This window comes from Klebsiella sp. RIT-PI-d, from assembly GCF_001187865.1.
GTDB lineage: Bacteria > Pseudomonadota > Gammaproteobacteria > Enterobacterales > Enterobacteriaceae > Superficieibacter.
The window spans coordinates 35289-61450 of sequence record NZ_LGIT01000009.1; the positions used below are offsets into that span (position 1 = coordinate 35289).

Here is a 26162-nt window from a genome sequence, read left to right on the forward strand (position 1 = left end):
ATCAACGCTTTCTTCTTGTAATTCCTTAATAAGTTCCTCCCGAGATTTATTTTCAATTACATCTCTTTCCATTTGTAATTTCTTAAGCATGAAACTATTCGTCAATTCAAAAGTATCAAATATTGTGTGCCAATTCTTAACGTAACGCTACATATTGGCATCATCAGACACCAAACCAACATCACCAGGGGCGGCATAGTTTGACAAGCGAGTAGGTATCTCTATATCTTGACTAGAAATCTTCCTGCCTATAATAATTAATTCAAAATGCAAATTTTGGCTAGAAAATTCAGGATGTTGTTTAATAATCCCAGCATAATCTTCCAGTTGACGTAAATGCTTAACATTAAGGGCTATGCTTGGTCTTTTAATTTCAATGATTATGCATCTAAAAATCTTATTGCCGTTAGAGTCACAAGTTGGCATTCTTCTGGCTAAGAATAAATCCGTTTGTCTCTTAGCGCCTATAATATCCTCTCCATTTTCCACATCTTTTGCATCTATGTTATTAATGGAGTAAACACTATCCCTCAATGATCTTGCAATCTTAGTAAAATTATCCTCCTCAGCGCCTATAGCTTCGTATCTTTCATCAAATAACCATGTATTATTTTCAATGGTTTTTTGTAAGTCAGGCGTTTCAAGAACATCTTTATAATGCTCATTCATTATTAGGTTCAGTTTTTTAACTGCAAAACGCCTTCTTAGAAACTCCTCAATTGAAATTATAATATTTTCTAATTTTTTTAATTGTGATGCAAATCTAGAAAGATCACTATCACTTGAATTCAAAACACTTTTCAGAATATCAAATAAATCTTCATTTTGATTTGATACAAGCATCTTATCAAGAAGTCTGATGATTATCTTTTTATGCTTTATAGTCAGTGATACCAAAAACTGAGGAGCGGCAATATAAATACTTCTTACAACCTGCTTGATACTATTTATTTTCCAGTTAGCATATGTTATATCGTATTCATTGTATGTAGGGGAAGCACAATCCTCTTCAAGTTTTTGTATAGCTTTTTCAACCTGCACACTCAAATGAAAATCTCTTTTTTATTGAATGCTGTAGATTCTTTGTGAACTATCAGTCAAGTAAATAAATGATTTCTTTGTCGCTGATTTTTTATCCCAGCGAATCCCTTTTACAGAGAAATCATTATTTTCAATATCGAAGGAGACCTCTTTTATTGCGTGTTCTGTGATGTCAACCTCAGCAACATTTACGAAAACCTTCCTTTCATCATCCAATGCCAATTTACAACAGAATTCATTGGGCAAAATAGAAAAAAGTTCGCGTCTATCTGGAAGGCTTGAATGTAACAATGTTAATTAAACACACGTCCCCTTACCCATTGCATTTAATAAACTGTTTTGCTCATCAGCGACGATATCTATTTGAGATTCCTATACCTTAAGATCCTCATCATTAATTTTGATATAGGCATTTCTACCTAAGTATTTAGTATACTAGATAGCCTGATGACAAAGTCTATGAAATGATAAACGTCCTCGACCTATCATTACGACCTCATCTCATAATCTTGAGGAAATGCTTCAAAAACATCCATAACAGGTTATGAAACCCAGGTTCAGGTGGTTTGCTAATTCTTGAGCCTAATTCAAGCTGTAACTACATGCATTAGTTCTATTTCTTTTTTCAGAATCTCGATAAGATCCTGTAGTCCAAAAGGAAATTTTTTGTGACCTAGAAAGTATAGCTACATTGGCTCTATCGAAAGGAATTATTCTTCAAGGACAATCCTGAGACTGCTGTCACGAAAATAATCACACGCCCGGTCTTCAAGGCAGTAAGCAATACCGGCGTCGGAAAGATACAGGTCAATTGTCAGGCTAATACAGTTGTACCAGCCATTAATCAGAGCCAGTTTTCTCTCACTCATATGATTATTCGGTTAAATGGCTTAACCGGCCTGTAAAGGCCGGTAGCAAAGGAAGTGAGCGTCAGACGCTATCTGTCCAGCGGTAAACTGGGTGGTATCCCAGAACGCGTATAGCCTTATCACTACTTAGCACTGATTCGTTACCTGTAAATTTTTTGCGCTGTTCAGCGCCTGGATAGTAGCGGTCCAGAAGTTCCTGTGTGGGGGTACGCATGCAGGTCACATCGCTGGTAATAAAGAACTCATCGTTACCCCTGACATCATATTCGACTGCTTTCTCAATCGCCTGGGCAACATCCCGGACGTCTACATAAGTCCACATATTCCATTGCCTTACTGCAGGATCGTTCTGCCAGCTTTCAAACTGCACGTATTCTTCCGGCGCCATAACATTAGAAAGCCGTAGGCAGGTAATGCGCATGTCAGCGTTATTAAGACAAAACTGACGTGCCATCTCTTCACCCAGCACTTTAGTCAGCGCGTAAATGCTTAATCCGCGAGTCGAGTAGTACTCATCCACCGGAACATAGGGAGCATCCCACTGGTCGTAAGGCACGCCGGTAGGGACTTCGCTTGATGACCAGATGATATTTTTAATCCCCAGGCGCCTGGATGCCTCAAACACGTTGAAGGTAGCCAGCATATTATTTCTGAACTCATCAGAATCGGGGATCATTCGGGGGTGAGGAATACTGGCAAGGTGAACAACGGCATCGAAGGCTGCAAATTCAGGTCGTGAATAAACGTCTTCCCCGACGGAGGAAAGTGCGTCGAGCGTTGCGCCAAAATCCTCTAAATCTGCGATCATCGCTGGATGGGTAGCGGTTACGGGCTCTTTTTTATCGATGAGAAACAGTTTATAACCCGCTTTCTCAAGCCACTCTACTGTAACCCTGCCAATTTTCCCTGAAGCACCGGTAATGGCTATACGTTTTTTATCTGACATAGTTCGTCCTTATGGTTGAGGTGCAAATCAACCATAAGTTTTGACGAAAAATAGTAATTAGCAATTAGCATGGCTAAATGCTCTGGTTACTTTAATTCAACGGTATAGAGGATACAGTAAAAGTGAAGAGCTGAGCTTTGGTTATCGCGGTTTAACTGATTTTCCGAGAATAGTTCTATATTGCTGGAGTCTGAATGCCAATAATTCGCTAATTGTAACCTTTTATACTTCCCATAGATTATTATTAATAAATCAAATATCACATGTTGTATGGTAAAAAGCTAACCAGGATCTGATATTGTATTTTTTAGATGACAGCAAAAAATAAATAAATTGCATTGACAAGGTATACGCTTATACCTGTCATCTAAATCTACTTAAAATATAAATGTCATTAAAGTCAATTCACGATATTTGGCGGCAGAGACAGGATAGTAGGTACATTTATTGAAATATCTGATAGATCTGACGAATCATTCAAATTTATAATTTCTATGATATCAAACGTGTATAATATTACAAAAGAAGAAAACATAAATAATCTAAAATAATATAGTTGCCAAAAAAACGTTTTCGTTATGCACTGAATGTAAATTTAATTTGAGAAGTTGATATTGATGAGATTGGCTCAATAGAGGTGTGAATATAAAACAATGATTTAACTTATTGAAATGCAATGATTATTTCCAGGATTATCATTTTTGCAGATTATTCTGGTCTCGCGCGATTTCAAGATATGAAATCACATGCTACTGTTAATCAGTCTTTAAATAAGGAGTTAACATGACAATCAGAAATATCGCTCTTATTACAGGTGCCTCTAACGGCATCGGTCTTGAAATAGCCAGAAAATTTGCTCAGAATGGTTGGGATATTATTGCTGTAGCCAGAAATGAAGAGAAACTTTTAAAGGCTACTACTGACCTTAAACAATATGGGACAAACATCCATTCATACTCTATTGATCTGAGTAAATATGATGAGGTTGAGAAGCTGAAAAAAAAAGTTACTGATGATGGATTTGATATCGGTGCCTTAGTCATTAATGCAGGTCAGGGGTTAGGTGGAGCCTTTATTGGCGGAACAGAGCTCGACAAAGAACTTCAGCTCATTCGACTTAATGTGGATTCGTACGTGCATATGTCGAAGATTTTTTTCCCGGACATGATTAAGCGTGGCGGTGGATATGTGCTGATGACTTCTTCTGTATCCGGAACACAACCGATTCCGTTCGAATCCATATATGGGGCAACAAAGGCTTTTGTTAACTCCTTCTACTGGGCTGTCCGCAATGAACTGTCAGGCAAGGGACTTAAAATGACATTGCTGTTACCAGGTGCGACTTCTACCAACTTCTTTATTAACGCAGGCCAGGCTAATACAAAGGTAGGTTCTCATCAGAGTACAACTGCAGAAGAGGTTGCAGAACGAGCATGGTATGCATTGATGAGTGAGCATGAAGTCGTTTATGGCAGTGATAACGCAGAACTATCCGCAGAAGTTTATAACCGAATGATGAGCGAGTCGCACAAGGCCCAGAGGGCCAGAATGAACTCCGAACCTGGTTCGGCTAAAAAAGGCTGATACTTAGTAGATTCAGACTGGGTTTAACCCAGACTGAATCTATTTAAAGCATCTGAACATTGATTAAAAGTATATTCAGCATTCTCGGAAAAAACATCAGGGGTTCTTTGTTTATTGTCATCGATTAACCACTCAATGTCGTGAAAGACAAACACATAAAATAAACCTTTATCTTTAGCAGCCCGGAGTCAGGTATCGATGTGGCAATTTAAATTGCATACTGAGTTTGTTAGTTCATCTTTTTGATACATCTCTTACTGAGACTAACAAGCTGTAATACAAACGTTCAATTTCTATAAGGTCTTCATAACTAACATTCAATAGTTTATACCTACATAACTGTAACCGAACTAGATGATTAAGTTAAAAATAACCTAGCTCAAAAAGATTAAGTTAAATATTCGCTTAGGAAAATTTCAATCTGTTGGAATGCACGATTACAGATTGATTCATTGTATTCCATTTTTCCTGGAACATCGGCTTTTGGATAAGTAAAAGAGTGAAATGCATTAGCGTAATTGACAAGCTGGAAATTTGCTCCAGCATCGGTCATTTCTCTTACAAAGTTTACAACATGCGATGGTGGAACAAATGGATCACCCGCTCCATTGAGCACGAGAATATTAGCAGAAATTTTATCTTTGTAACATTTCAGATGAGTTGTGAGTGTCCCATGTACACTGATACTTGCCTTTACATCGACTCCGATACGGGCCAGTTCCAGTGCGCAATGTCCGCCATAACAAAAGCCGACAACAGCCAGACAATCTGAATTTACACGCTGATCATTTGAGAGAGCATCAAGAGCGGCCCTGAGTCTGGTTTTCTCCTCGGCCTTGTCTTTTATCTCAGACATGCATATTGCAGCTTCTTCGGACGACAGTTCTACATCTGTTCCATAAAGATCAGCAACAAGAACTACATATCCCATTGCAGCAATACGTTTCCCGTGTGCAACATTGGATGCCGTTACTCCCATCATATTCGGACACAAGAGTACCCCAGGAACAGAAGTGTCATGGGGAAAAACCGGATAAATAATTTTTCCAAAAAAAGAGCGTGTACCGGAAGTCCAGTGCAAATTTTTAAAGTTCATAAACTAAGCCCAGAGAAAATACGGTTTGCGTTATAAATTTAGGATTCAATAAATTTCTGAAAAGCATCCTTCCAGTCTGGATGCCAGCGAGACAGAGCGGGCCTATTATTGATGATGTCCTGATACGCCCATGTAATACGCTTAGCATCTATTTTGGAAGTTACTGTTCCATCCGGGCAGATGATATAAAAATCACCCTTAAAGAAATGTTCTAAAAAGTAATCAACAACTTGATCAGAAGTCCAGGTGCCTTTTGGTTGAGGATCTGTTGTCTCGTTCATTCCTGGGAAATTCATGGGTGTCCACGTATAACCTGGTACAAGTAGGTGTGCTGTGATTTTTTCTCCACATTCTTTTAACAAATCATGGGCAAGTTGTTCAGTCACGATTTTGACACCTGCTTTTGAGACGTTGTACGCATTATTACCTGGTGGAGTAGTGATGCCCTGCTTAGAACCAAGGTTCACGATGGCACTGCGTTTATCTTGCTTCAGCATCGCGGGTACAAAAAGATGTTGAACATTTATTACAGAGAAAAGATTTCCTTCCAGCTGAATCTTCCAGTCTGCAGGATTTCCCCAGGGTCCGCTGCGATGAGAAATACCAGCATTGTTAATCAGTAAGGCAATATCACTAAATTCAGTAAGTGTAACATCAAGGAGTTTTTGAGCATCATTAGAACTTGTGACATCTCCAGTGACCAGGCGTACTTCTGTATCGAGTCCTTTAACCAGTTCATTCAGGGACTTTTTATCTCTATCAAAAAGGCAAAGATTCATACCTTCCTTAGACAGACGTTTGGCTGCAGCTGCACCTATACCTTTGGCTGCTCCTGTTATTACTGCAGTGCGTCCTTTTGTGATTATATGATTGTTCATGCTTTACCTCAGGATATATTTTATTTTCGAGTTCAGTTCGCGTCAGGGTGAAAAACTATTGGTGAATGTTAAGGTAGTATTTAGAGAAACTGCAGCTGTAAAGATCATGAGCAGCTGCATTTTCTATCTACACGTTCATCACACAGACAGCTTAGCTTTATTGAATAAAATTAAACTATAAACGATTTTTCATGATGATTTATTTACAATATATCGATGCCTTGTTGAATTAGATTCATCATCTTGAATGTAATACCAGAGCCGTTATTTCAGCGGGTTTTCCGAGTCTTAGCGGGAATCCATTCCAGAGACCTGTACCATTGCTTACATATAATGACATTGAACCAACCTGGTAAAAACCCGACACATAACCGTTATTTGCTGGTGCGACGATTTTATCAAGTCCATAAACCATTCCACCATGTGTATGGCCAGACAATTGGAGTGACACACCAGCTTCAGCACTTCTTTGCGCATTTCCTGGGCGATGACTCATCAGAATGACTTTATCAGAAGGTGGTATTCCTGAAAGTGCTGACATCAGGTTAGATTTGGTGCCGCCATATTCAGTTGCCACATCATCCGTAATGCCAGCAAGTATTAACCGTGCTCCATTTTTTGATAAAACCACATGCTCGTTATTTAAAAAGCGTAAGCCAAGACCTGACAGGTATGTGGTCCATTCCCTGGCATCAAAGTAATATTCATGATTCCCTGTAACGGCATAGACACCATCATGAGCACGCAGAAAAGCAAACGAACTGACATCGTTTCGTCTTGCTTTAACAGTTCCATCAATCATGTCTCCGGTAACAAGTATAAGATCGGCATTCAAAGAGTTAGTCTTTTTGACAACTTTATTCAACCATTCACCTGTCAGAAGCCGACTGATATGAAGATCTGTCAGCTGAACAACTTTATAGCCTTCGTATTCTTTAGGTAATCCCGCGATAGCGACGTCTATCTCACGGACTTCAGGAAGCTTCATGGACTCGTAAACTCCGATACCAGAGAGTATCGTGGCAATGGCTGTTAGCACAGCACCAGACTTAAAAGTAGAGAGCTTTTGTCGGGTTCTAAGATAGTAAGCAACCCAACATATATCCCGAAGAACCAGTAAAGCAAACAGAATGACTATGGAACCAAAACCCCAACCTAAAAAAATCATAACGAGTTGGGGAAGTTCAGGTGAAAACATAGTGCCGAAAATCACCCGACTGAGAAGATGAAAATCGGCAACAGTAGCAAGCAAGATGAAAATCAGGCATTTCGATTGCCAGGAAATTTGCAGAGGATGAACTAGCCTCCAACCAAGATAAATTGCTGGTAGTAAAGTCCAAAAATGAAACACGCTGGGGAACTCCTTATTATTACACACATTAAAAGGTTCTGATTCTTGAAAAGAGTTGTGACACGAATTGTGGACAAGATTGTTGAATTGTACTAAAAGTAACACTCATTTATCGCTATAATCGTTGAATCTCACGCAATGTTGCGTTGAGCCATTTTCACGATTGATGAGAGTAACTAATGCCTGTAAGACCAATAGCAAAGCTGTCACGCAGTGATCTTGCTGATTTAAATGCCTTTCGGACTGTAGAAAGGTTGAGAAGTTTTACACAAGCTGCTGTTGAGCTGGGCATAACCACCTCTGCTCTTAGCCACTCAGTGCGCAATCTTGAATCCCGGTTAGGCGTTCGTCTGTTAAATCGTACAAGCAGGACGGTCGCCCCAACTGATGCCGGCACTAATCTGGCCAGACGATTAGAGATTGGATTTAACGAAATTGGCGAGGCCCTGGACGAAATCAACCTAATGCGCGACAGACCTATTGGCAGGTTGCGTATTAATGTACTGGCTGACGGGGCAAGGTTAGTGATATCGAAGCTTTTACCCAAATTTATTCAGAGTTACCCGGATGTTGAAGTTGAAGTCGCCGTTGATGACAAGATGGTCGATATTGTTTCAGCCGGATTTGATGCGGGGATTCGATTTGGAGGGACTGTACCTGAGGACTTCGTAGCCGTTAAATTAGGTCCAAAACTTCGATGGGTTGCAGTCGCGTCACCTCGCTATCTTTACCGTAAGCAAACGCCTTTAATACCTGAAGATTTAAAATCCCATAACTGCATTCAAATACGTACCGGACAGGGTGTGATTTATCGTTGGGACTTCGTGAAAGGTGATGACCACAGAGTAGTTGAAGTGCCTGGACAGGTTTGTGTAAATGAAACAACGCTGGGTATAGAGCTTGCGTTAAAAGATGTTGGTATTACGTATTGTCTGGAAGAACGTGTAGCTGAATATATAAAGAAAGGAGAGCTCAGCATCGTACTGCCTGACTGGGCTCCTATTGAACCGGCTATACACTTGTACTACCCAGGGCACAGGCAGGTACCGCAAGGGCTTAAAGAATTGATTGAAGTATTTAGGTCAGCTTACAACGACGGCACGTAACCTTGATATAAGGTGGGTCGGACCGACCCACCTCACCAGAACTTAAAACAGACCCTGGATGCCCTGCTCAAGGAGTTGGATCTGGATAATGGTCTGTTCAGGCTTCACTTCAGGAGCACGCCCATTAATCACTGTTTCATATAAAGCAGCATAATAACGAGAGTAGTCACCCTGCACCGTTTTGACTTTTTCCTCATGGAAATCGCCGTTGCTGTCGATGTAAGTCAGAACGCCATAATGTTCTGGAAGGTCTACGCCAAAATCTTTATTTTCAGGCATATGGAACAGCTTAAGATGTTCTTCCTGGCGATCTTTAGTCACTTTAACAAACATGCCTTTTTTGCCATATACAACAAAACTTGGACGATCCTTAATCCGGAAGTAGCTTGATTTAACCGATACCTTCAGGTTCTGATACATTAAATCAATATCAAAGTAGTCATTCATTCGACCTGAACCGAGTAACTGTCTAACGTCAAAATGAACATTATCTGGCTTACCAAAGAGTGAGATGACCTGATCCAGGGTATGACAGGCATGGCCGTAAAGATATGAATGAACACGGCTAAAAGAGGTGGAGGCCTCTGGAACCTCAGGACGAAAGTAGTCGTAGTGCATTTCCAGTTCGATGAGGTCACCAAGTTTACCGCTGCGGATGACTTCCTGAACGGTCAGGAAGTCACTATCAAATCGACGATTCTGATAGCATTGAACCATTACGCCTTTTTCTTTTGCAAGTTTAAAGAGTTCTACTGCTTGCTCTGAAGTTTCAGTAAAAGGCTTTTCTACAACACAATTTTTCCCCATGTTGATAGCTTGCTTTGCTAACTCATAATGGAATTCCGGTGGCGTTGTAATGATAACAGACTGAATTTCTTCGTCTTTTAGTAGCTCATTCAGGTCTGTAGTGTATTGAATACCGTCGATCTTAGGCCAGCCAGTATTTTCAACGGGAGAAAAAATTGTTTTAACCTTAATCAGCTCATTCAATTTAAGAGAGAATGGCAGATGGTAACGGTTAGTGCTTTTACCATTACCAACTTAACCAATGGTTAGTTTACTGGACATGTGAATTCTCCTTAGTGACTTGTTTACTGATGGTTTCAAGTATTTCAGTAGCAATGATGCTAGATTCAAGCAGTTGATAAGCCTTTTGCTTATCTTTGTAATTTATTATGCGAATAAACTCTTTGAACTCGGGAATCAGTCGATGTTCCTGCCAAATTTCAGATTCATGAATGGAACCGTCATTGAACCGAATTTTATATTTCGTAAGAGTATTAACCGGTGACTCAAGAATGATACAACCCTTTTCACCCTGTATAGCAGACATAGTTGGAGCCTGGCAATCTTTGGCACCAATACATACAGCCTTGAAAGTCGGATAATTCATAATCAAAACGCCACTCGTATCGACATTGTTTTGAATATTGGGTAAGTATGTGTAAGAAACTGGACGACCAAAAATCCCAACAACCATATGTAGATTATACACATTAATATCAAGCATTGCTCCTCCGCCTCGGGATGGATCAAATGCAGGATGTGTAATACCATTTTTAAAATCTAAGTATCGAGAAGAAAATTGACTGTAATTCAGCGAAACTAATTTTAAATCGCCAAGGTCAGACAGCGAATTTTTTATAGAATGTACAGGGCCCAGATGATGTATGTTCATAGCTTCAAATATGAAACAGTTCATCTCTTCAGAAATACGTTTTAATCCTATAAGTTCTGCGGTTGACAAAACTATTGGTTTTTCGATAATTACATGTTTTCCTGACTGAAGAGCTTTTTCAGCAAACGAGAAATGCAGATAATTAGGCAGAGCGACATAAATAATATCTACATCACTCTTTAGCATTTCATCATAATCAAAGAACACCTCGTCCAAAGCATAACGCTCTTTTAACGCGAGGGTCTCATCTCTTGTCTGCGCGGTTCCAAGTAAAGATATATGTTCGAAACTCAGTTTATCTATGATTGTAAGCAGATCTTTGACAATCATACCAGTACCAAGGATGCCAATTTTCATTTTTTGAACCTCAATATCGTTGTTATTTGTTATTTTTACTAGTTAAAGACTCACCGTTGGAGGAAATAACATCTTTATACCAGTAGAAAGACTTTTTACGATATCGATTGAAGGTTCCGGACCCATCATTGTTTCGATCAACATAAATCAGGCCATAGCGTTTACTTAATTGGGCGGTTGCAGCACTTACAAGATCAATACAACCCCAACAGGTATAACCCATTACGGGTACACCATCCTTAATAGCTTCACCAATTTGTACAAGATGATCATGTATGTAACTAATCCTGTAATCATCATCTACAGTGTAGTCACCGTTCTCATTTTTAATTAATTGATCTACAGCACCCAACCCGTTTTCGACAACAAAAAGAGGCTTTTGGTAGCGATCGTAAAAACGGTTGAGAACAAGTCGCAAACCTCGTGGATCGATTTGCCATCCCCACTCGCTCGCCTTCAGATAAGGATTAGGCACGCCACCGATAAGATTACCTTCTCCTGCAGAAATGGATTTATCCGCCGTTTCGCAAACACTAACGTAATAGCTAAAAGAAACAAAATCGACGGTATTCAGTAGAGATTTTTTATCACCTGGAGCGAAGTGGATAGTGATATCGTTTTCTCTGAAGAAACGTTTCATATAAGAGGGGTATTTTCCTCTTACATGGACGTCTCCGAAGAAATCATTCATATGTTCTGCCTCCATAACTGAAATTACATCTTCAGGTTTTGGTGACAGAGGATAAATCGGCATACTCAGAATCATACAACCAAATTGAGCATCTGGAATGATCTCTTTACCCGCTTTTGTCGCAAGTGCACTTGCAACAAGTTCGTGATGGACTGCCTGATAAAGGTCTTGTTTACTTAACTCAGACATTGGTGTCATGATACCGCCGCTCATCAAAGGATGATGAAGTACTGAGTTTATTTCATTGAATGTTAGCCAGTACTTCACTTTCGATTTATAGCGGGTAAACAAGGTAGTGGCATACTTAACGTAGAAGCCAACAAGCTCTCTTGATGCCCAACCATTATATTTTAGAGCCAGGTTATAAGGCGTCTCATAATGTGAAATAGTGACAAGAGGCTCAATTCCATATTTTTTACACTCATCGAAGAGACTATCATAAAATGCCAGACCTTCTTCATTTGGCACGCTGTCATCGCCGTTTGGATAAATGCGTGACCATGCAATCGAAAAACGGAATACTTTGAATCCCATCTCAGCTAAAAGTCTAATATCATCTTTGTATCGATGATAGAAATCGATCCCCTCAAGTTTGAGATTGTCTGGAGTCGGTTCTTTTGTCATCGGACCCATAATGCCTTTTGGCATCAGATCCTGAATACTTAACCCCTTGCCACCAATATTATAAGCACCTTCACATTGGTTCGCAGAAACAGCTCCACCCCAAAGAAAATCTTCATTAAAAATCATAATGTTTCTCCCATTATACCAGTAATAAAAGTGGCTGAGATGGCTGAATAACAGATTCAGAAGAAGACTCAACCTGAATGTAATTATCTGAATTAACCACTACAACAACTGTAGTTGTGTCGTACCCAAGTGACTTGATATGTTCAAGATCAAATTCAATTAATAGATCACCCTGATTTATAGTGTCTCCATTTTTTACATAAGACTTAAATCCCGACCCATTAAGCTTTACTGTATCGATGCCGATATGAATCAATAATTCGACACCTGACTTAGAGGATAGGCCGATTGCATGATTAGTAGGGAAAATGGAAAGAACTGTTCCATCGAACGGAGCATAGACACGACCTTCATCAACTACAATACCGACGCCTTTACCCAAAGCTTCCGTTGAAAAAGTAAGATCATTGACTTCTAAAAGTGGAATTATTTTGCCGGCGACTGGAGATTTTATTACTTGTTCATTGTTTTCAACAGAAGATACTATGATAGTTTCTCGTTTATCAATTTTACCTTGAGTTGGTAAATCGGATTGACCTTTTTTTTCATCGACTGGATCTTCAAATCCAAGAATAAAGGTCAGTGCCATTGTCAGCACGATGACCATTGCAGCTGCTGAAACTGCATAGATGATATTGGTGTGGTCCGTTGGGTTGATAAACATTGGCAATGCAACAAGGGAAGAAATACCAAAAGCAAATGATTTTAATTTCACTAAGCAAATGAATAAGCCGGTAATCCCAGAAGCTATGCACGCTGCTAACATTGGTTTTTTAAGAGGTAAGTTGACACCGTACATACATGGTTCTGTCAAACCTGAGAATACACACGTGAAACCGGCAGCAAGTGAGGTTTGTTTAAGTTGTGAGTTACGACTTTTAATACCCACAGCAATGCTGGCTGCGCCCTGAGCCATATTAATTACAAGCATAATTGGTAAGATAAGGCTGTCACCCTGACCCGAAGCAAGAGATCCCAGAACAATTGGTGTAAATGCCCAATGTAAGCCAGTCATTACAATGAACGGCATAAACGTGGCCAGGATAACCATTGTTAAGAGGTTCAAGTGAGATTGCATTAACTCCACACCTGACGCCAGACCAGTTGCCAGGAATGTGCCTACAGGTCCTATAACTGTAAAGGCAATTGGCGCAGAAATTAGAATGATCAGCGCAGGGTTTAGAAAGGTTTTGGTCATCGCAGGAGTTATGCGGTCTACCAACCTGGTGGCACAGGATACGATCCAGGCAATGAGTATTGCAGGGATTACTGTAGAGGCATACTGAGCTGACATCACAGGTACACCAAGGAATGTTACTTCACTGGTTTTAGCCAGATTCATAATGTCAATGAACTGTGGATTTAACAGTACTGCGGTAACAACGGCGGCCAGAACTGGACTGGCATTGAATTTTCTTGAAATAGCATAAGCAATGAAAATCGGCATGAAATAAAATGCAGAGTTGCTGATAATCGATAAGAACTTAAGAGTAGAGCTATCCTGATCAAAGAAGAACCCTAATAATATGACCATCATCTGAATGATCCCGGCACCAATCAGTGCGGGAATTATTGGGGTCATTGATGAAGCAATAATGTCAACTGCCCCGGTAAGGGTCCGAATAGCAATATTCCCACTTTTGGCTACTTTTACTTTGCTCGAATTTCCCGTCCCTGGTCCAGTTATTTTTTGAACTGCGTTAAAGAAATTCACAACCTCCTTACCGATGACTAATTGAATTTGGCCTCCCTGACGTACAACACCTGCAATTCCAGTAATTGACTTGATGTTGGAATCATTTGCAAGGCTCTCATCTTTAAGCTCAAATCTAAGCCGGGTCATGCAGTTATACACGTTATCGATATTATTACGGCCGCCGAGTTCATTAACAATCTTCTCGGCTATTTCGTTATAATTCATTTTGCCATCTCCTACCTTTTAAGAAACGGTGATTCATGACGCTTTTGCATCAGAATAGGGTATGTTATATACATCAGTAAGAATCAGTTATCAGATTTTATAAGCCTGTTAATATGAACTACGAGGTACATAGTTTCTTCTTCAGTCATTTCATGGTTATAACCATTAAGTATATAAGTTTTTATTTTTTCAGCACATGAGTATTCGCTTGGGTATTCACTACGCAATAGCTTATAGAATGAATTCTCTTTATTTGCATAAGTTTTATTTTCGTTGAGCCGTTGCATGAAAAAACGAAGGTGCGTTAAAAACCTATTGTAATCCAGATCTTGTTCATCAAATATGATGTTGAAATGATATTTTATTATATTAAGAACATCCTGAATTAAATGAGTCACTTTAACTGTTTCATCAAAAGTTACGCCCGTTTCCGCATTAACGATATGCAGTGCAATGAATGCAGCCTCATCTTCAGGTAACTTGATACCAGTTTTTTGGTATACTAAGTCAAGAGCAATAAGTCCTAATTTGAATTCGTGGTGATAAAATCGTTTTGTTTCCCATAAAAGTGGGTTGCTGAGAATATGACCTTTTTTGATACGTTCTATTGCAAAGTTAAGATGATCGGTTAAGGATAGATAAATATTGTCATTAAGAGGTTTTCCAAGAGAGCATTTGACATAACTGATGATTTCATCGGCTAAGGTAACATGTTCAATGGGTATCTCAGTGACTAGTTTCCTGAATTTTGAATGAGTATTGTCATCCATCATAGAAAATAATTTTTCGATTTTCCCTGTGTCAATCTCGTGACCAGGGTTGACACCAAAGCCCAGTCCTTTGCCGATAGCAATACATTCTTTATCATTTTTATCTATGCAAATGACCTGGTTGTTATTTATTACTTTAGCAACGCGCATGAAATTACCTCGCAATACAGTTTCGTATGGCGCAGACATAAAAAAACCAGATCGCTTTACACGTTGCCGTGAAAAGCTGATCTGGTCATGCCGACGCTAATGTGCCGTAACACCCGTTAAATTTGATTGTTCCTGCCGTTAACAACTCTACTTTTTTGAAGGCCACGTGAATGTGACACGTATCAAAAAAAAGAAACTAACAGTGCTTAAAAATTGTTATTAATTGGCTTTGGTTACCACCATTAAATGATTATTGAATTAATTTCAATGTGTCATTTAATAATAGTAAATAATACTGTAATAATTATCGAGACATGCAAGGCAAGTCGCTATTATACGCTTATTTAATACCCTTAAGGTTGATTCTGGTTTTTTACTTTACTTATCAACTTAACAGATAAAAACATCATGGCGAGGCCTATTAGTGAGAATCCAACTCCTACCCATCCTGTCGATACCCACGAACCACCATAGGTGATAGCTAGCCCACCAAATGATGCCCCCAAAGCATTGGATATATTAAAAGCGCTATGAGTTAACGAAGACGCAAGAGTCTGAGCCTCTCCTGCAATATTCATCATGTGAGCCTGAAGCGCCGGTACCAGTGCGAATCCATTACCAAGCATGAACATGGTAAATAGTGCAGTAGCTTTCCATTGTGCTAACAGAGAAAATAAAGCAAGGAACACTATATTCCACACGATCATTCCATATATTGAAGGAATGAGAGCTCTGTCAGCCAGTCTGCCTCCAATAATATTTCCGGTTACCATTCCTAAACCCCATAAAACAAGGATCCACGGGACTTGCTTAAGATTAAAACCAGTAATCTCTGTAAGAGCAGGGGTGATAAAGCTATAGACAGCAAACATACCAGCAAAGCCCACTGATGCAACACCAAAAGCCATCAATACTTGAGGACTTCGCAGGGCGGTTAACTCCTTAAGAGGCGATGCACTTTTTACTGGAGGGATCTTCGATACAAAAAGCGATACCATAATCCCGGTAAGTACTATACCAATACAAACCAGAATAAAGGACATACGCCATCCGATCTCCTGTCCGGCCCAGGTTACCAATGGGACACCCGCGACATTTGCCACACCAAGTCCTAGCATTACATAAGCAATATACCTGGCCTTCTGGTGTTCAGGCACCATTGATGCTGCAACTAAAGCAGCTACGCCATACCAGGCACCGTGAGGCAAACCGGAAATAAATCTAGCTACCATCAAAGAGGGGTAGTTCCATGCAATCGCGCTCAGGGCGTATCCAATTACAGCGATGACCAATAAAATTATCAGTAACGTTTTGCGTGGCCATCGTGCTGCAATTACAGCTAGAGTGGGGGCTCCAATAACAACACCGGCAGCATAAGAACTTATGTAAGCCCCTGCTGCAGGTATCGTTACTGAGGTACCTGCAGCCAGATCAGGTAAAAGACTCATAGGTGCAAATTCACCTGTTCCAATACAAAGCCCACCGGCACCTAATGCGAGCATAGCTGGCAAAAGTCCTGAAGGTGGAACAACTTTGACTTCATTGATACTTTCAGTCTGATAATTCATTACTGAAACATCTCCAGTACACATAAAAACTTTGTTGTGGGTTTAAGCTCATGCCTGCTAACTTGCATAAAGCGGCAACGATAAGCGAAAAACAGCTGATATTAATGTTGAGTGCAACTAAACTATACATGAGTAACTCGACTAATTCGTTTAGCTCGTAGAGATGGTATATTGAATTAAATTCAACCATATTGCGAAAAGAGTGATGCCTTTGATTTTATTTGTAAGTCGCAGTGTATTGGTTATTTGATTGGAGCGCCGGGGCCATATCTTGCAATATGCATTTACACTGAAAGCACAAGTGGTGGAGGGGAACTGCAGAGCATTTTATCCACACATACAGGCAGCTTGATTGACCTGCATGTGGGTTCAGTAGAGCGGATGATCACCAGCCCTGACGCGTAGGATGGATTACGATGTCGTTGATGGTCAGTTCTTGGGGGGTATTAAGCGCATAAGCAACAGCATCAGCGATCTGTTCAGGTTTAATAGCAATTTCATTAAGTTCCTTTGCAGCTTTTTTGCCTTCACTATTATTAACCTTATCGGCCCAACCCGTATCGATAACGCCAGGGCTAATCATGGATACCTGAATGCCATTTGATACGCCAACCTCCTTTCGCAGGCTTTCAGTGATGCCACGGATAAAGAACTTGGTTGCACTGTAAACCCCACTGGATGCACCTGTATTCAGCCCCGCGACCGAACTCATATTCAGGATATGACCGCGCTTTTGCTCCAGAAAAACGGGAAGCGTGGCGGCAATTGCGTTCAGGTAGCCATGAATGTTGGTATCAATCATTTTATTCCAGTCATCGACAGCTATGTCTGCCCAGTCAGAAAACAACATCAATCCAGCATTGTTGATAAGATGATCTATGCGGCCATACCTTTTTTTGATACCTTCACTTAACTGAATCACATCCTTTATATTCGTTACATCAGTAACTCGAAACTCCGCATGCCCGCCATTTGCATTAATCTCATCTGCTATTTTTTTTAATTTATCTTCATTACGTGCTGCCAGAATTATACGCGAGCCTGACTTCGCTAACTTGCGAGCAGTGGCTTCGCCAATACCGGATGATGCTCCGGTAATAATTGTGACGGTCTCTTTATTTAATGGCATATTAATAATCCTTGAGATAAATGATATTTTATATGAAGATCTGCAATGAATTTTCAAATTGTCATTTAATAATGACAATAAATTCAAGAATAACTTTAGCAGGCTCTCAGCGGAAACCATTTATATTTACTCAACCCTTTATTGAGTTTTTTTCATGAAAGAGATTGCGGTAATTTATGAAGTGTTCATTAAATATGTTAATTTTTTTACATTTTTAAACACGCGAGTCAGATAACTCAGTTCTTAAATGACTAGTTACACCTTGAACTGAGAAATAATACTTTTGTCAAGTCAGTATAAGATTACACTAAGGCTGCGAGTATTCACTCTTTGCCACAGACCAAATGCTTCAAGATTTTCGGCCATAGAAACGTTACTCTCGCAGACAGTAATTCTATGTTTCACAGGGTCGTCTGATGTTTGAAGTTAAAGATCGTTCCGATTTTTATTTCTTTAGACATGTAAATGAATGAAGTCATTCAAATATGATTAAATTGGAGAACGGCTAGCTTCAAAGAATATTGGATTATAGCTGTCAATGCCTTCAATAAATCTGTCAAAAAAATACAGTGTGAAGTGTTGGCAACACCTATCCAGAATTGACATTGACATGGTTACGAAAGTAGACAACGAGATTATATTGAAGGATCTACTTACAACAGGACCAAAAATAACCTGCTCTCGGTTGACTACCACACCACCCTTTAAGTAATGCCTTCATCAGATTAAAATCATATGCGAACTTCCGCTGTTCGCTCAAAGCAGACCGTCACGTTCCCATTTTATTTTTTTATAAAGCTGATGTTTGTATTTCACCTTCATTAATAAAGGTTCAATATTGGCTATTCCTACTGCAGATCTTTTTCCTTCAGGAGTTTACTCACTAAATCAAAAATCTGCACATTATTTAAATCAGAGAACGGGAAGTAGATATTCTCTTTGATTCTCACTTCAGGCAGATGCGTGACAGTGACATCCCCGCCATGCTTGTTTACCACGTCACGCCCCTCACGGGCCATCTCCAGACGTACGCGCTGGCTGTCCTGCGCGGGCATGGCAACTAGTTAATCCGGTATGTTATCGCCGTAAATAATCAGAATCGGGATTTTGGTCAGAGCCATAAACTGCTCCATCGGAACAGGCTCACCCTTCAGCGTATTGAACGCACCTGGCTTAGAAGCTGGGAGTTCTTTTTCCGGGAAGACAAAGCTGCTTCCTGGCTCAAAGGCGACAATGACTTTGACTTTGTTGTTTTTCATCTCCGTGTAAACTTCGTGAATTAAGCCACGCACTGACGGAAGATCTGAGGGCTGGGAACTACAGTCTTGATTTTACCTTTGATAAAGAAGCTTATCCCGAGCCATTCAGGCAACGGGCTTCGGAGCAGGGCGCTCGTACTATCAGGCACTTGGCATTGGGCGGGGGTATAACTTAAGTCGCACAGAAATGGTTGAGCGTAATGTGAGATTTTTCGGCGCGCCTCATGTTGCCCTGCTGTTCATTCCTGCTGTAGGGGACAACGTTCGTGTAGCCTCGAACGCCGGTATGTATGACCAGATATTCCTGCTTTCCCTGGCAGCTCGCGGTTACGCAGGCGTTCCACAGGCAATGCTGAGTTATTTTTCCCAAACAGTGCGTAGGCTATTGAATGTTCCTGAAGGTTTCAGGCTGCTTTACGATATTTCTTTTGCGATCCCAGATAAAACGCATCCCTCCCCGAGTTACAGAGAAAGGCGGGTATCTCTGGACGAAAGTGTCGTCTTACATCAATAAAGACGTTTATTTTTTTATCTGAACGGTCAGTGCCATCAGGACGCTGGCTGCTGTAAACAACGCAATTATCCAGCCCATCGTTTATGGGGTGCCATCACTGAACAGAGTGAGAAGCTCAGAAGCCTGTCATGGCCTCCCGTTTTTTAGCGGACGGTATACAGTATTGTTCAGCGCTATTTCAACAGCGGCTTATTAGATGTGTTTATTAATTTAGCCAGAGCGCTGCGCCGGGTACGAAGGAGGCAATCGCGGTCGTCATCTGTTACCCCTGCAAGAATCATCCGATAATAAAGATAATTGATATTACTCAATGGGTTATTCTTCATACCTCACATTTTTCGACGGTCAGGCGCAGTATGATTCTGAGTCTCGAGGGTGCGCAGTTGAACAAATCGTCAGGTTACTGGATTTCACCACTTCAGCCTGCACCCTGAACTTTCGACTGTATGACTAATGACAATGAGGCCTTATGAATAAATCTCTGCTGGCATTGATCTGCTGTGGTGCCATTTCATCCTTTATGGTGCAGGCTGCACCGGCATCCTGTGCTCCTGAATCTTTTGGCGGTAAAGGCGATGGCAAAACCCTGAATACGCGCGCTATCCAACAGGCAATTCAACAATGCAGTGAACGCGGCGGCGGCACGGTAACGATTTCTCCGGGCGTATGGCTCAGTGGACCATTGCAGCTAAAAAGTAACATCACGCTCCAGATTGATAAAGGCGCAACACTGAAAGCGAGCAACCAGGAAGGCACGTTTGTGCAGGCTTTTATTGGCCACCCGGCACGGGCGAACGAAGCCTTTATTTTTGCCAGTGATGTGCACAATGTAACAATAACCGGCGGAGGGACGCTGGATGGTGACGGTGAAAAGAGCTGGTGGCCGGAGGCGCTGAAAATCCGGGCTGAAGTCCGCAGCGGTAATACTAAAGCCTTTACGGATCGTTTCCCTGGTATTCCGCTGGCAAACGGCGCGCCTCGCCCATGGTTTGTTGAATTTAATAATGTTATCGGCGGCAAGCTTGAACAACTGCATCTGAAGAACTCACCCATGTGGAATATTGTTATCCGCAATAGCGCCGATATTGACGTGCATGACGTCAGTATTGATAACCCGACTACCTCGCCGAATACTGACGGTATGGATATTGTCTCGTCACGCAATGTGACTGTCTCGAAGATGGATATCCATACGGGAGATGACAACATTGCCATCAAATCGGGTCTGGTGCCGGGAACCGCTGCACCTTCGCAAGATATTACCGTACGTGATTCGATCATGCGCGACGGCCACGGTATCTCGGTCGGCAGTGAAACCGCTAACGGCATTGGTCGCGTGACGGTCAGTAATGTCACCTTTATCAATACCGAAAACGGGGTACGCATTAAATCCGCACGGGATCGTGGCAACACCATCGGTCCGCTGGTCGCCGACCATCTGACGATGACGAATGTCGCCACACCGATTCTGGTGACCAACAGCTACAGTGGGCAGTCCGGAGCCAAAGGCAACACGCTCATTTCCGCGCTGGATAACGCGCCGGTTACGGCGACAACGCCTAAAATCAGCGGCGTCAATATTTCGAATCTCACCGCCACCAACGCGGATCACGCCATGATTTTTAGCGGGTTACCGGAATCTGCCGTGCAAAATGTCTCACTTCACCATATAAATATTGAGGCAAAACATGGCGTGCAGGCACGCTATGTGAATGGCACAGGAGATGACGTACATATCAAAACCCAGCAGGGTCCCGTGCTGGAACAAGGCCCACAAACGGCGCTTAAATTTAACTGACAGCCAGCCCGGAGAATATTTTTCCTCCGGGTGTTTTTCGCTTATTCCTGATATTTAGCGCCATGTGGTTGTTTGCATGGGGCAGAAGCGAACGTTCCGTACTTCTGCTGATGTGACAAAGTGTCGGGCGGCTTCGCCGCGCTATCGGCGCCAGCGAGCTATTACGTTATCTTCAATAACGGCTGGCGTCTTTATGCCGCATCGCGGTATTACTACTGCTAACAATGCATAGCATGCCGACGTAAAATTCAGTTGACCATCAATCAGAAGAAATAAATGAAATTCGTAATAATAGAATGGCAATATATCCCTGCTGTCTGAAGGTCTGTTAGTGCAATCACACTATTTATATAGTTTCATTTATTGATATAGTTATTATCATTATTAGTGTATTGTTTCATTATTAAGAATAAAATAGCCTTATCTCTTGTTCATAAAATTTAGATCCGACAAAACGATCGGCAGTTTTTTAACAGGAGAAATAATGAAGATACGTTACCTCGGATGGGCTGGTATTGAGATTGATTTTGAAGATCATACTCTTCTAATTGACTATATCCAGGATACATCCTCGATCCTCTCTGATGTACAATTTCCAACTCCGCTGCGTCAGGGAAAAGCCACTGCAGCACTGGTCACTCATTTGCATTCCGATCACGCAGATCCTGTTGCATTATCAGTTGCTCTGGCTGATGGTGCACCCGTGTTCAGGCCTGAGGCCACGCCGGGATCGGGCGATGATCTCAAATGGACAGCAAAAGCTGAACGGCAATTTCGTGAATTAAAATTAAATACGATATTAACAACATCGTGGGAGTGGCAAGAGGCAGGTCCCTTCAAGATTATGTCTGGGCCCTCTGTTGATGGCCTTGGGGATCCTCAATGCTGCTGGATAGTTAAGGCCGGCGACAAATGCATAATACATGCCGGGGACACCGTTAATCATGGCTATTGGTGGGCGCTGGCACGTAAAGCGGGCCGCATAGATATTGCTTTTTTGCCAATCAACGGTGCTGTCGTCGAGCTTCCCCATCTTCAGCCGCCGAGCCCTTACAATGCAACAATGTTGCCTGAAGAAGCCGCCATGGCTGCACACATTTTAGGTGCATCTACAGTTGTTCCAATTCATCACACCGAACTTCACCGACCCGGGATATATGAAGAAGCTCCCAATGCGATTGAGCGGCTTTCTGCAAAAGCAGCAGAGTTGGGAATAGCAGCGCATATTGTTGAACGTGGGGAATGGATTTGTATGGAATAAGGTGCATCCTGCCGTAAAATTTTTAACGTAAACATCTCATCGGAAAATAAATGCCTCTAATAAAAAACCTAAGGAAACAAGAGAACATTATACTTGAGAAAACGTACAGGCTGAAGAAAGATTAACGTTAGTAAAACTATAATTAAAATAACAGGTTTCCCATTTAATCACCCGTTTAAATTAATTTACCTATATAGAGAAACCTGTATTTTTAGTCGGTTATTATCACAACTCTTGCGTACCCGACCAGTTCATACATAATATCTTCCAGGCATGAATAACAGGAAAAAAAATGGATCGCTTTGAAGCCATGACTATGTTCGTAAAAGTGGCAGAGCAGGGAAATTTTTCTGCTGCCGCACGGGCACTCAATGTTCCATTGCCGACGCTTAGTCGAAAAATATCGGACCTCGAAACACTGTTGGGTGCGCAACTGCTTATTCGCACCACGCGTAAATTGACGCTTACCGACACGGGGGAGGTCTATTTGTCTGCTGCGCGCCGGATCCTTGACCAGGTCAATGAGGCTGAGCGGCAAGCGGCAGGCGAGTTTTCTAAACCTAAAGGGGAGCTGATAGTCACGGCGCCCATCATGTTTGGTCGGATATATGTGTTGCCAGTCGTGACCCAGTTCCTGGCTGCGTTTCCCGAAATAAGTATCCGTCTGGTTTTGTCTGACAGTACTCTGGATTTGATAGACAAACAGATAGACATTGCGTTACGTATTGGCCATTTGCCTGACAGTTCAATGATAGCGACGAGAATTGGATCGATACGTACTGTCATCTGTGCAAGCACTTCGTTGTTGGCTGAGTTCGGCACGCCCCAACACCCCTCAGATTTGTCTCAATGGCCTGTGGTGATAGTCAATAACGCTGCGATGCCAGAGTTTTCCTGGCGCTTTTATGAAAAGGACTCAAGTGTATTCATTGATACCGTGATTTCTCCTCGACTTGCCATAACGACGTCAGAGTCTGCAATAAAGGCAGCGGAGCATAGTGTCGGCGCCATAAGAACGCTTCATTACCAGGTCATTGATGCTCTGGATAGCGGAACACTACGTATTATTCTTGATAAACATGAAAGTCACCCTTTGCCTGTTCATCTTATTCATACATCGATAGGACAAATGCCCTTAAAAGTGCGGTGTTTTCTCGACTTTGCCGCGCCAATATTAAGGGCAAGGTTATTTGAGCTTGCTGAAAGAAATGATTAGTCCGTCTTTTGTTAGCCCATCAAAAACGGGAAAACACAGTCCGTTATCTGAGCATTAAAGTCTAAGGTTAGCAAGGCGGTAACAGCAGACCTTAATAACATCTCTTTATCGTCAATTATTACTTAGCAAACTATTTGCGTCCCAGGCTTTCATCGCAAATGAGACTGAGGCATCAAGTTCTTGGCTGGTTACGCCATCACGCGCTTCAGTTGACATGCCGGTCTCAAAGCTGTGCAAATATATGGCCAGCGCCCGTGCATCAGTAGTCGCGGCCAGCTCGCCCGAATCAACTGCTCTAAGGACGCACTTGAGGAATCCTTCGCGGGTACGGGTGCGTCGTGCTTTAAGAATCTGATAGATATGCTCGTGCCCGGGCGAACAGGTATTAATAGATAACACGATAAGACAGCCGCCTGGATGCCCCTGGTCTGTCTGCATTTTAGCTGAACGGCGTAACGCCAGTTCAGTAGCCTCACGCGGGTTGAGACTGTCATCCCAGAGGCAATCATTAACCTGACCATAAGTTGACGCATAGCAATCAACGACTTCTTCAAACAGTGCCTCTTTTGAACCAAATGCTGCATAAAAGCTTGGTGCCGTTATCCCGTTACCGATATTTGCCTTAAGCAAGGCAAGCGAAGTGGACTCATAGCCATACTGCCAAAAAAGGTACATTGCCTGACGAATTGCTTCATCACGATCGAATGTTCGCGGACGTCCCATCTTAGCCATACTCTCTCCTCGTCGGGAAAATTATATATAAATACTAATCGATACATATGTGCTTGACAACCCGTATGGCGAGCTATAGCTTTAGATATGTACCAATCGGTACATATAGATAATTTGCGAATTATTCAGCTATTTCATAAGCATAAAAAAGAGATCATCGTGCACGCTAATACACATTTTTCAAAATCTACAACATCATCCCAGTTGCCACTGGCACCCTTGCTGGTATTTGCCATGACCGGCTTTATCGCCATTCTGACCGAGACGCTTCCGGCGGGTCTGCTCCCGGCTATCGGACAGGGCCTTGGCGTTTCTCAGGTAATGGCGGGTCAGTTGGTGAGCATCTATGCGCTGGGTTCATTGCTCGCGGCGATCCCGTTAACAATACTGACCAGCGGATGGCCCCGAAAAAAAGTGTTGTTGCTCTCGGTGGGTACTTTTGTGGTTTTCAATACAATTACCACCGTTTCGACCAGTTATTCATTGACGCTTGCGGCTCGCTTTATGTCCGGCGTAGCGGCAGGGCTGGCATGGGGGATACTGGCAGGCTATGCACGGCGACTCGTTCCAGCTGATTTGCAGGGCCGCGCGCTGGCCATTGCGATGGTTGGTATTCCTGTTGCGCTGTCACTGGGGACTCCGGCAGGAACATGGTTGGGAGGGATAATGGGATGGCGAGTGTCATTCGGTCTCATGGCAGCGCTGGCAATTATTCTGTTTTTCTGGACGTTAATGGTGGTTCCTGACCTGCCGGGACAACAGGCAGAGAGACGTTTATCCGCGTGGCATGTTTTCATGTTGCCCGGCGTGCGTCCAATTCTGGCGGTTATCTTCTTATGGATGACGGCTCACAATATCCTTTACACGTTTATAGGACCGTTCCTGGCGTTGTCAGGTCTGACAGAACGCATCGGCCTCATTCTGCTTGTTTTCGGCCTTACCGCACTCGTTGGCATCTGGATCACTGGAATTCTGGTTGACCGTCACCTTCGAAAACTGGTTCTCCTCAGTCTCGCGGCTCTGGCTGCTGTTTCAGTGGTGCTGGCTGCGGGCATGCGAGAGCAGAGCGTTGTCCTGCTGGCGGTCATCGTGTGGGGCTGGTCGTTTGGCGGCGCATCAACCCAGATGCAGACAGCGGCGGCTGATGCGGCCGGAAATCATGTCGATGTTGTTCAGGCGATGGTGACTACCGCATGGAATTTGGCAATCGCAAGTGGCGGCGTTGTCGGGGGTGTGCTGCTCAATAATATCGGTGCGGCATCTTTTCCGTGGACACTGATGGTCTTTATGGTTATCGCCTTTCTTATTGCTTACATCGGGAAAAAGCATGCTTTCAGACCAGGAGTAAGATATCCATAAATGAATCAATGGACTGGATATTCGTATCCCGCAGGGATATTCCCCACGTGAGTACCTGATTCTGGATAAATGGCGTAGTAATCCTTCCACGGTTTTACGGATACCGCACGCGACGGCAGAAAAGCGGTTGTAACAACG

General features: G+C 42.2%; 21 protein-coding genes and 2 pseudogenes. 7 read left to right on the forward strand and 16 right to left on the reverse strand.

The genetic code is table 11. The features are described 5' to 3' along the window. Positions 1-147: 147 nt before the first annotated feature. From AC791_RS20600 to AC791_RS06770, 3 genes are all read right to left on the reverse strand, one after another. Entirely contained in the window at positions 148-1047 is a 900-nt protein-coding gene (locus AC791_RS20600) for a hypothetical protein (protein ID WP_049839720.1), read from the reverse strand. A 704-nt stretch (positions 1048-1751) separates the two neighbouring features. Beyond that, positions 1752-1910, reverse strand: a complete 159-nt coding sequence (locus AC791_RS20545) for a hypothetical protein (protein ID WP_158443032.1) — start codon at positions 1908-1910, stop codon at positions 1752-1754. Between the two features lie 61 nt (positions 1911-1971). Continuing rightward, positions 1972-2856, reverse strand: coding sequence for an NAD-dependent epimerase/dehydratase family protein (locus AC791_RS06770; RefSeq protein WP_049839721.1), 885 nt, complete (start codon positions 2854-2856; stop codon positions 1972-1974). 783 nt (positions 2857-3639) lie between these two features. On the opposite strand from AC791_RS06770, the gene AC791_RS06775 reads away from it, so the two are divergent. Then, on the forward strand, positions 3640-4440 hold the full coding sequence (locus AC791_RS06775) for an SDR family NAD(P)-dependent oxidoreductase (protein ID WP_049839722.1): 801 nt from the start codon (positions 3640-3642) through the stop codon (positions 4438-4440). A 388-nt stretch (positions 4441-4828) separates the two neighbouring features. On the opposite strand, the gene AC791_RS06780 is transcribed toward AC791_RS06775, so the two are convergent. From AC791_RS06780 to AC791_RS06790, 3 genes are all read right to left on the reverse strand, one after another. Then, the gene (locus AC791_RS06780; protein WP_072094304.1) at positions 4829-5536 is read right to left on the reverse strand and encodes a dienelactone hydrolase family protein; all 708 of its coding nucleotides are present in this window, start codon (positions 5534-5536) and stop codon (positions 4829-4831) included. A gap of 38 nt (positions 5537-5574) precedes the next feature. Further along, positions 5575-6414: an SDR family NAD(P)-dependent oxidoreductase gene (locus tag AC791_RS06785; protein ID WP_049839724.1), complete on the reverse strand. Its 840-nt coding sequence runs from the start codon at positions 6412-6414 to the stop codon at positions 5575-5577. A 238-nt stretch (positions 6415-6652) separates the two neighbouring features. Next, the gene (locus AC791_RS06790) at positions 6653-7765 is read right to left on the reverse strand and encodes a metallophosphoesterase (RefSeq protein ID WP_049839725.1); all 1113 of its coding nucleotides are present in this window, start codon (positions 7763-7765) and stop codon (positions 6653-6655) included. Positions 7766-7944: 179 nt separating this feature from the next. Here AC791_RS06790 and AC791_RS06795 point away from each other — a divergent pair, with 179 nt between their 5' ends. Next, positions 7945-8871, forward strand: a complete 927-nt coding sequence (locus AC791_RS06795) for a LysR family transcriptional regulator (RefSeq protein ID WP_049839726.1) — start codon at positions 7945-7947, stop codon at positions 8869-8871. A 42-nt stretch (positions 8872-8913) separates the two neighbouring features. On the opposite strand, the gene AC791_RS06800 is transcribed toward AC791_RS06795, so the two are convergent. The 9 genes and pseudogenes from AC791_RS06800 to AC791_RS06835 form a co-directional block, all read right to left on the reverse strand. After that, positions 8914-9588, reverse strand: coding sequence for a Gfo/Idh/MocA family oxidoreductase (locus AC791_RS06800; RefSeq protein ID WP_322842785.1), 675 nt, complete (start codon positions 9586-9588; stop codon positions 8914-8916). Continuing rightward, positions 9589-9900: pseudogene (locus AC791_RS20915) on the reverse strand (Gfo/Idh/MocA family oxidoreductase); the annotation flags it as partial. A 28-nt stretch (positions 9901-9928) separates the two neighbouring features. After that, complete coding sequence (locus AC791_RS06805) at positions 9929-10906, reverse strand: Gfo/Idh/MocA family protein (RefSeq protein ID WP_049839727.1); 978 nt, start codon at positions 10904-10906, stop codon at positions 9929-9931. Between the two features lie 22 nt (positions 10907-10928). After that, on the reverse strand, positions 10929-12347 hold the full coding sequence (locus tag AC791_RS06810) for a glycoside hydrolase family 1 protein (RefSeq protein ID WP_049839728.1): 1419 nt from the start codon (positions 12345-12347) through the stop codon (positions 10929-10931). A gap of 13 nt (positions 12348-12360) precedes the next feature. Continuing rightward, on the reverse strand, positions 12361-14268 hold the full coding sequence (locus AC791_RS06815; RefSeq protein WP_049839729.1) for a beta-glucoside-specific PTS transporter subunit IIABC: 1908 nt from the start codon (positions 14266-14268) through the stop codon (positions 12361-12363). A gap of 83 nt (positions 14269-14351) precedes the next feature. After that, positions 14352-15188 carry a BglG family transcription antiterminator LicT gene (gene licT, locus AC791_RS06820; protein ID WP_049839730.1) on the reverse strand — a complete coding sequence of 279 codons (837 nt, stop codon included), beginning with the start codon at positions 15186-15188 and terminating at the stop codon, positions 14352-14354. Between the two features lie 353 nt (positions 15189-15541). Next, complete coding sequence (locus tag AC791_RS06825; RefSeq protein ID WP_049839731.1) at positions 15542-16756, reverse strand: MFS transporter; 1215 nt, start codon at positions 16754-16756, stop codon at positions 15542-15544. A gap of 385 nt (positions 16757-17141) precedes the next feature. Continuing rightward, positions 17142-17885 carry an SDR family oxidoreductase gene (locus AC791_RS06830; RefSeq protein ID WP_049839732.1) on the reverse strand — a complete coding sequence of 248 codons (744 nt, stop codon included), beginning with the start codon at positions 17883-17885 and terminating at the stop codon, positions 17142-17144. Positions 17886-18733: 848 nt separating this feature from the next. Then, a pseudogene (locus AC791_RS06835) lies at positions 18734-19153 on the reverse strand (alpha/beta hydrolase); the annotation flags it as partial. A 178-nt stretch (positions 19154-19331) separates the two neighbouring features. On the opposite strand from AC791_RS06835, the gene AC791_RS20750 reads away from it, so the two are divergent. The 4 genes from AC791_RS20750 to AC791_RS06855 all read left to right on the forward strand — a co-directional run bounded on the left by AC791_RS20750 (position 19332) and on the right by AC791_RS06855 (position 23933). Then, on the forward strand, positions 19332-19658 hold the full coding sequence (locus tag AC791_RS20750; RefSeq protein ID WP_228136889.1) for a nitroreductase family protein: 327 nt from the start codon (positions 19332-19334) through the stop codon (positions 19656-19658). Positions 19659-20127: 469 nt separating this feature from the next. Further along, positions 20128-21456 (forward strand): glycoside hydrolase family 28 protein, encoded by a 1329-nt coding sequence (locus AC791_RS06845; protein WP_049839733.1) that lies wholly within the window; start codon positions 20128-20130, stop codon positions 21454-21456. 484 nt (positions 21457-21940) lie between these two features. After that, positions 21941-22717 (forward strand): MBL fold metallo-hydrolase, encoded by a 777-nt coding sequence (locus tag AC791_RS06850; RefSeq protein WP_049839734.1) that lies wholly within the window; start codon positions 21941-21943, stop codon positions 22715-22717. Between the two features lie 292 nt (positions 22718-23009). After that, complete coding sequence (locus AC791_RS06855; RefSeq protein ID WP_049839735.1) at positions 23010-23933, forward strand: LysR family transcriptional regulator; 924 nt, start codon at positions 23010-23012, stop codon at positions 23931-23933. A gap of 111 nt (positions 23934-24044) precedes the next feature. On the opposite strand, the gene AC791_RS06860 is transcribed toward AC791_RS06855, so the two are convergent. Further along, complete coding sequence (locus tag AC791_RS06860; RefSeq protein ID WP_049839736.1) at positions 24045-24665, reverse strand: TetR/AcrR family transcriptional regulator; 621 nt, start codon at positions 24663-24665, stop codon at positions 24045-24047. A 159-nt stretch (positions 24666-24824) separates the two neighbouring features. On the opposite strand from AC791_RS06860, the gene AC791_RS06865 reads away from it, so the two are divergent. Beyond that, complete coding sequence (locus AC791_RS06865) at positions 24825-26024, forward strand: MFS transporter (protein ID WP_049841556.1); 1200 nt, start codon at positions 24825-24827, stop codon at positions 26022-26024. The last annotated feature ends 138 nt before the right edge of the window (positions 26025-26162 follow it).